Below are 7,077 nucleotides of genomic sequence, written 5' to 3'. Positions count from 1 at the left end.
GAATGGCTGGCACAAGATCAGCTCAATCGTTTACACGCCATACTGCCATAACGCTTTTTGTTATGAGTTTGTCACGTTATGTGGTCAGGCTCATCCTTTGGCTCTATTCTGAAATCTCTTTGGCTTTTGATAATTAGATCAAAGGGTGTATGTTGGTTTTATATCAAAGCGTTACTATCAAAGTGATCCACTGTTGCAGAGCTTAGCCCGCACAGTTCGTGGGGTTATCTGCAGCAGGCATATTTAAGGAATGTTTGCGGAGGTACGCGATGTCTGATCTACACGAAGCCTTACGGGAGAATGTGCGCTCGTTGGGTGAAAGTCTGGGACGAACGATCAGTGGCCAGCGTGGTGATGGGTTTTTGGACCGGCTGGAGCAGATACGGAAACTGGCGAAAAATGCCCGTGGCGCAGATGATGCTGCGCGTGATTCATTGCTCCAAGTCCTGCATAACCTGAGTGATGACGAGGTGTTGCCCGTTGCTCGGGCATTTACCCAGTTTCTTAATCTCGCCAATATCGCAGAAGAACATCACCGGGTGCGTCGACGCCTGGAAATAACAGATGTATGTACCCCGGATTCCCTTTGTAGCCTGTTCGCCCGTTTACATCAGCGCGGATTCGACGCTAAAACCGTCGCCAGCACGCTGAGCGAGATGCAGGTTGATCTGGTCCTCACTGCACATCCAACGGAAGTGAACCGCAGAACCCTGATTCAGAAATACGATGGCGTGGCCGACTGTCTGCGTGGTTTGGATCAGGGGGAATCCTCTGAACAGCGCCTCAACGAGTTAATCAGCCAGATCTGGCATACCGATGAGATCCGTCAGCAACGCCCAACGCCGGTAGAAGAAGCCAAGTGGGGTTTTGCGGTGATCGAAAATTCGCTGTGGAAAGCGATCCCGGAGTTCTTAAAACGGCTGGATGCACAGCTTGATGAAACGTTGGGAGAACGCCTGCCACTGGAGGCTTCTCCGGTACGTTTTGCGTCCTGGATGGGGGGCGATCGAGACGGTAATCCGAATGTTACCGCGAAAGTTACTGAAGAGGTGTTGTTGCTGTCGCGCTGGATGGCGGCTGACCTGTATTTCCGTGATGTCGATGCACTGCGCTCAGAACTTTCGATGGTGAAAGCGAACGATGAACTGCGCCGTAGAATTGGTGTGGACTGTGCGGAACCCTATCGTGAGATGTTGGGGCAGGTACGTAGCCGATTGGCGAACACCAAAGCATGGATCCACGCCAAGCTGAAAGGTGATCCGTTGCCGGATACGCCGGTCTATCACTGTAGTGAAGAGTTGTTGGAGCCGCTGATGCTGTGCCATAAGTCGCTGACTGACTGTGGTATGGGCATTATTGCGAAAGGTGCGCTGGAAGATATCATCCGCCGCATCGCGTGTTTTGGGACTTCACTGGTGAAGCTGGATATTCGTCAGAGTTCCGATCGTCATGCCCAAGTCTTCGAAGAGCTGTCTCAGTTCTACGGTTTGGGTTCCTACAATGGCTGGAGCGAGGAAGGGCGCCAGAACTTCCTGCTGAAAGAGTTACAAAGCCGCCGTCCCCTGTTTCCGCGTAACTGGGACCCTTCCGCTGAAGTGCAGGAGGTCCTGGATACCTGCAAAGTGGTGGCACAGGCAGAGCGAAATAATCTGGGATCCTATGTGATCTCTATGGCCAGTCAGCCCTCTGATGTATTGGCCGTTATCCTGTTGCTGAGGGATATGGGTATCGGGCACAACATGCGTGTGGTACCGCTATTTGAAACCCTTGATGATCTGGATAACGCTCGCGACTGTATCGCTGCATTATTGGATGTCGACTGGTATAAGCAGTACACAGAGGGTCATCAGGAAGTGATGATCGGATACTCTGACAGTTCAAAAGATGCGGGGCAGCTGGCCGCCGCCTGGGGGCAGTTTAAAGCGCAGGAAGGCCTGACTGCCTTATGTAAAGAGCGTGGTGTGCATCTGACGTTGTTCCATGGCCGTGGGGGTACCGTTGGTCGCGGGGGTGGTCCAAGTCATACGGCCATTTTGGCGCAGCCACCAGGGTCGGTAGATCGAAGTCTGCGGGTCACCGAGCAAGGTGAGATGATTCGCTTTAAGTTTGGTATCCCGGAAATTGCTGTGCGCAACCTGGAACTGTATGCCGGCGCGGTGCTGGAAGCGACGCTGGATCCTTCGCCAGGTCCGGAAGAGACGTGGCGTCAGCAGATGGAGCATATGGCCCAGCAAGGCCTGGCATCTTATCGTGATGTCGTGCGCCATGATTCACAATTTGTACCGTATTTCCGTGCAGCGACGCCTGAGCAGGAACTTGCCAAGCTGCCACTGGGTTCTCGTCCGGCAAAACGGCGTCAGGACGGGGGGGTAGAAAGCTTGCGGGCGATACCCTGGATCTTTGCCTGGACGCAGATCCGCCTGATGTTGCCGGCGTGGTTAGGTTCCGATACCGCATTAGGTGAAGCGGTAAAAGGGGGGCAGGCGCCGTTGTTGCGTACCATGTACAAAGACTGGCCGTTCTTCCGTTCTTACGTGAACATGCTTGAGATGGTGTTGGCGAAGAGTGATCCGCGTATCGCGGCTTACTACGATCAACAGCTGGTGTCTGAAGAGTTGGGGGTATTGGGTTCCAGTTTGCGTGGTCGTTTGCAAAAGACAGTGGATCTGGTGAATGAGATAAAACAGCAAGATGAATTGCTGGTGGATCATCCGATCATTCGTCAGTCGATTGATGTCCGTAACCCGTATATCGATCCGCTGCACTTTCTGCAGGCTGAGTTGCTAAACCGGGATCGTACACAACCTGATCAGCGCCTGGAGCAAGCATTAATGGTGACAATGGCCGGGATTTCGGCCGGTATGCGTAACACCGGTTAGGGCTTCTCTGGTCCTTTAAATACAGGCGCTCTGGCGCCTGTATTACTTTCTGATAGCCGCTATAAGTAATCCATTAGTCACGCAGGGGTTGAGCCGTTGCAGGCTTTGCCGTAATCTCAGAAACCTTTTGCGAACAGGTCCTATTGGTAGTGGTGTTAGTCCTAACGTCGAATTGTTCGGCTAAAGGCGCGTGGTATTGTCCTGTTCAGGTGTAATTTGATTTTCGTTTTCAGAAAGAATTTTTCTGCCCGGTGGCACTAAAACGGGGCGGACAGCAGTTTTATATTTATAACAATTTTTAAATTTGGACTTAGGAGTTTTCCTGTATGCGTATCATTCTTCTGGGCGCACCGGGTGCCGGTAATGGTACTCAGGCTCAATACATTACTGAGAAGTACGACATTCCGCAGATCTCCACGGGCGATATGTTGCGTGCGGCAGTTAAAGCGGGCACGCCTCTGGGTGTGAAAGCGAAAGAGGTAATGGACGCCGGTCAGCTGGTTTCTGATGAAATTATCATCGGTTTGGTGAAAGAGCGTATCGCTGAAGCTGATTGTGAGAAAGGTTTCCTGTTTGATGGCTTCCCTCGCACGATTCCACAGGCTGATGCACTGAAAGATGCTGGCGTGCAAATTGACGCTGTGGTTGAAATTGATGTGGCTGATGAAGAGATCATCAAGCGCATGAGCGGTCGTCGCGTACATCCAAACTCTGGCCGTACTTATCACGTTACTTTCAATCCACCTAAGGTTGAAGGCAAAGATGATGTAACCGGTGAAGATCTGGTACAGCGTGCTGATGATAACGAAGATACCGTACGTGACCGTCTGAACGTTTATCATGATCAGACAGCGCCTTTGATCAGCTACTACAAAGGCTGGAAAGAAGAAGACGCATCCACTGCACCTACATACGTATACGTGCCGGGTGTGGGTTCTGTCGAAGATATCCGAGATAAAGTATTCGAAGGTCTGGGTAACTAAGCTAACGCTTTTTACCACCTAGACTGCTAAAACCGCGCTTTTCAAGCGCGGTTTTTTTATGTCTGCAATCTGGCAGGATAAATCTGGCAATGTAAGAAAGTGCATATGCACCGAATCCCGCTTTTTCACGTATAATCAGCCCCCAGAATGGATAGGACAGCCAAGAACATGCGCAAAGAGCAGAAAACAGCCGTAATACTGGCCAACCTGGGGACCCCGGACAAAGCAGAAGCCGGTGCCGTACGTCGTTATCTGGATGAGTTTCTTTCTGATCAACGGGTTGTGGAAGGGAAAGGCTTACGCCGTCTGCTTTGGCTCGCCGTGCTGAAAGGGATCATCCTGACGGTACGCCCGAAACGCGTGGCAAAAGCGTATGCGTCCATCTGGGAAGATGATTCTCCGATGCGCAAGATCCTTAATCAGCAGGTGGCTGAACTGAAGCTTGTATTGCAGGCGCGTTTTGAAACACATGCTCCAGAAGTTTATTCTGCGATGACCTACGGTCAGCCGGGATTGACTCCGTTATTACATGAGTTGTCCGCGAACGGTTATACGCAGCTATTAATTGTGCCGCTGTACCCGCAGTACTCCGCGACAACAACCGCGCCGATATACGATCAGGTTGCTCGTTTTCAGTTGGCGCAACGCGAAGTGATGGACATACGTATTGTGAAGTCGTATTACAGCCATCCTTCTTATATTCAGGCGCTGGCTGACAGCATCCGGGAATATCGCGATGAGAAGGGTGACGCGGATAAGCTGATGCTTTCATACCACGGAATTCCTAAAGAATACGCTGATAAGGGCGACCCGTATCCGAAGCAGTGCCATCAGACTTCAGAGTTGCTGGCGGCGGCCTTAGGGTTGGGAGATACCGAGTGGATGACGACCTTTCAGTCCCGTTTCGGACCTAAAGAGTGGCTACAACCCTATACTGACAAGACATTGGAAAAACTGCCGACTCAGGGCGTGAAAAAGATACAAGTGGCCTGCCCAGCATTTTCCGCTGATTGTCTGGAAACACTGGAAGAGATTGCGATAGAAAATCGTGATCTCTTTAACGAAGCGGGTGGTGAAGACTATGCCTATATCCCGGCATTAAACGCCTCCGCAGGTTTTATTACCTTGCTTGCTGATCTGGTTGCAGAACAGGCCGGTGACTGGGTACAGGAGCGATAAGTTTGCAAAACGAAATACTGTTCGGAATCCATGCGGTTAAAACTGCGTTACAGCGTGATGCTAAGCGCGTACGTGCATTAAAAGCACAAAAAGGCCGTAAGGACGAACGCATCCAACAGGTGTTGGAACTGGCGCAGCAGCAAGGCATCCGCGTGCAATGGCTGAGCCGTCATGAACTGGATGAACTCACCAGCAACGGGGTTCATCAGGGCGTCTTGGTGGAATGCGAGCCGATCCGCGCGCAAAACGAAAAGTATCTGGATAAGTTGCTGGCTGATCTGGATGAGCCAGCGTTTCTGCTGGTGTTGGATGGCGTGACAGACCCGCATAACTTAGGGGCTTGCCTGCGCACTGCGGATGCGGCCGGTGTACATGCGGTTATCGCACCGAAAGATAAATCAGCACCATTGAACGCAACCGTGGCTAAAGTCGCCTGTGGTGCCGCTGAAGCCGTGCCTTATGTGCTGGTGACCAATCTGGCACGCACGCTGAAAAGTCTGCAGGAGCAAGGCATCTGGACCACAGGCACCGCCGGTGAAACTGATCTGAACGTATATGATGCTAACCTGACCGGTCCTATGGCGTTGATCATGGGGGCGGAAGGAAAAGGTATGCGCCGCCTGACCCGCGAGCATTGTGATCAGCTGGTGAAAATTCCGATGGCAGGCGAAGTCAGCAGCTTGAATGTATCGGTTGCCACTGGCGTATGTCTGTTTGAAGCGGTGAGACAGCGCAGCTAGTGATTAATGATACGGACGGGTGTTCATTGGCCCGTCTGTGTTTTACCAAATATCTGCGCTGAGCACCTTTGTCAGTGGATTTTGGGCTAACTGTCAAAATTCTTCCGCAGAGTGTGCACGGTCACACCAAAAGCACCGCGGTGAGACTTAAGGCGTTTCGTCTTTTTCACCCGCTGCATAGGCGTACACTGCGGGCACAAAGATATTAATTGCGACGCCTTCATTATCAGTACCCGGGCCTATACTGAGTTCGGCGTTCATGTAGTCGGCTCTTTCTTGAATGCTCATCAGACCAAAACCTCCCCTTTCCGCCGCAGGTTTTACGGTGACAGGTAATCCCACACCGTCGTCTTCAATTATCAGTCTTACGCCCTGTGCTTCATCCTGGAGCTTGATCGTGGCGAGGGTGCCGTGGGCATGTTTCATAATATTGGTCAGAGCTTCTTGGGCAATACGATAAAGATTGGACTTGATGTCGTCGTTGAGTTTTTTCTCCTGCTCAAACTCCATTAAAATGCCATAGTCCTGTTTTTCTAGCTGCTTAATCGCATGGATCTTGGGAATACTGACACTCAGACCAAAATTGTTCATCTCAAATGGGCGCAATGACTCGATGCGGCTGTATACCTTGTCATACATCAGATTAATGATATCGATACAGTTGGAGACCGTATCAGTTGACGTCTGATCCTCCCTCAGCTGATCCTTTAGTGTGATCAAGTTGATATGGACGACGGCAAGCAACTGACTCATATCATCATGCAGGTCATTTGAAATCCTTGAACGTTCATGCTCCTGTGACTTGATGAGGTGATGGAGAATGCGGCGTTTGTCTTCGTTAATCGCGGTCAGTTCAATATTGGCGTGCTCGAGCAGCTCCTCTTTTTGTTTCAGGTCTTTCATGATTTCGACGATCTCTTCGCCAATATCGTTAAAGTCAGTGATATTGGTTTTACGCCATGTGGTGCGTTTGTCGGCGTGTGCTTTGCGTGCGAACAGAATCAAGGATTGGAGCTGCGTATCAACTGAGCGGGAAAGGGTGAAGGTGATCAGCACTGAAATGAGCAGCGCAACGACACAGCCGAATATCATGGTTTCCCAGAACTGGGTACGCAGATCCTGGCTGGCATAATTATCGGGATGAAATTTTATGGTGAATTGCTGACCTAAAGCGGTTTCACCTTGCGAGGTGACGGGTGGGCTTTCTTCCTGCTCCAGAAATTTATCCAGCCAAGTTTTGGTGCGGTTGGTGGGATACAGTAAGGTGCTGATGCTCGCGTTATCGAACTGAAAACT

Annotated in this window: 5 protein-coding genes; 4 read left to right on the top strand and 1 reads right to left on the bottom strand. The window is 51.0% G+C overall.

Translation table 11 applies throughout. The annotated features are described in order from the left end of the window. Positions 1–269 precede the first annotated feature (269 nt). From ppc to rlmB, 4 genes are all read left to right on the top strand, one after another. Positions 270–2,879 (top strand): phosphoenolpyruvate carboxylase, encoded by a 2,610-nt coding sequence (gene ppc / locus ABYW01_RS10105; protein WP_372832475.1) that lies wholly within the window; start codon positions 270–272, stop codon positions 2,877–2,879. 326 nt (positions 2,880–3,205) lie between these two features. Beyond that, a complete protein-coding gene (gene adk / locus ABYW01_RS10100; RefSeq protein WP_372832474.1) occupies positions 3,206–3,862 on the top strand; it encodes an adenylate kinase in 657 nt (218 codons plus the stop codon). Between the two features lie 168 nt (positions 3,863–4,030). Then, entirely contained in the window at positions 4,031–5,041 is a 1,011-nt protein-coding gene (gene hemH, locus ABYW01_RS10095; RefSeq protein WP_372832473.1) for a ferrochelatase, read from the top strand. Positions 5,042–5,043: 2 nt separating this feature from the next. After that, positions 5,044–5,781 carry a 23S rRNA (guanosine(2251)-2'-O)-methyltransferase RlmB gene (gene rlmB / locus ABYW01_RS10090; protein WP_372832472.1) on the top strand — a complete coding sequence of 246 codons (738 nt, stop codon included), beginning with the start codon at positions 5,044–5,046 and terminating at the stop codon, positions 5,779–5,781. A gap of 147 nt (positions 5,782–5,928) precedes the next feature. Here the strand turns inward: rlmB and ABYW01_RS10085 are convergent. Further along, on the bottom strand, positions 5,929–7,077 hold a 1,149-nt coding region (locus ABYW01_RS10085), incomplete at its 5' end, for a sensor histidine kinase (protein ID WP_372832470.1).

Source organism: Pontibacterium sp. (genome assembly GCF_041587635.1).
Classification (GTDB): Bacteria; Pseudomonadota; Gammaproteobacteria; order Pseudomonadales; family Balneatricaceae; genus Pontibacterium.
Note: the sequence above shows the minus strand (reverse complement) of the source record. Positions and strands in the feature narration are given on the sequence as shown.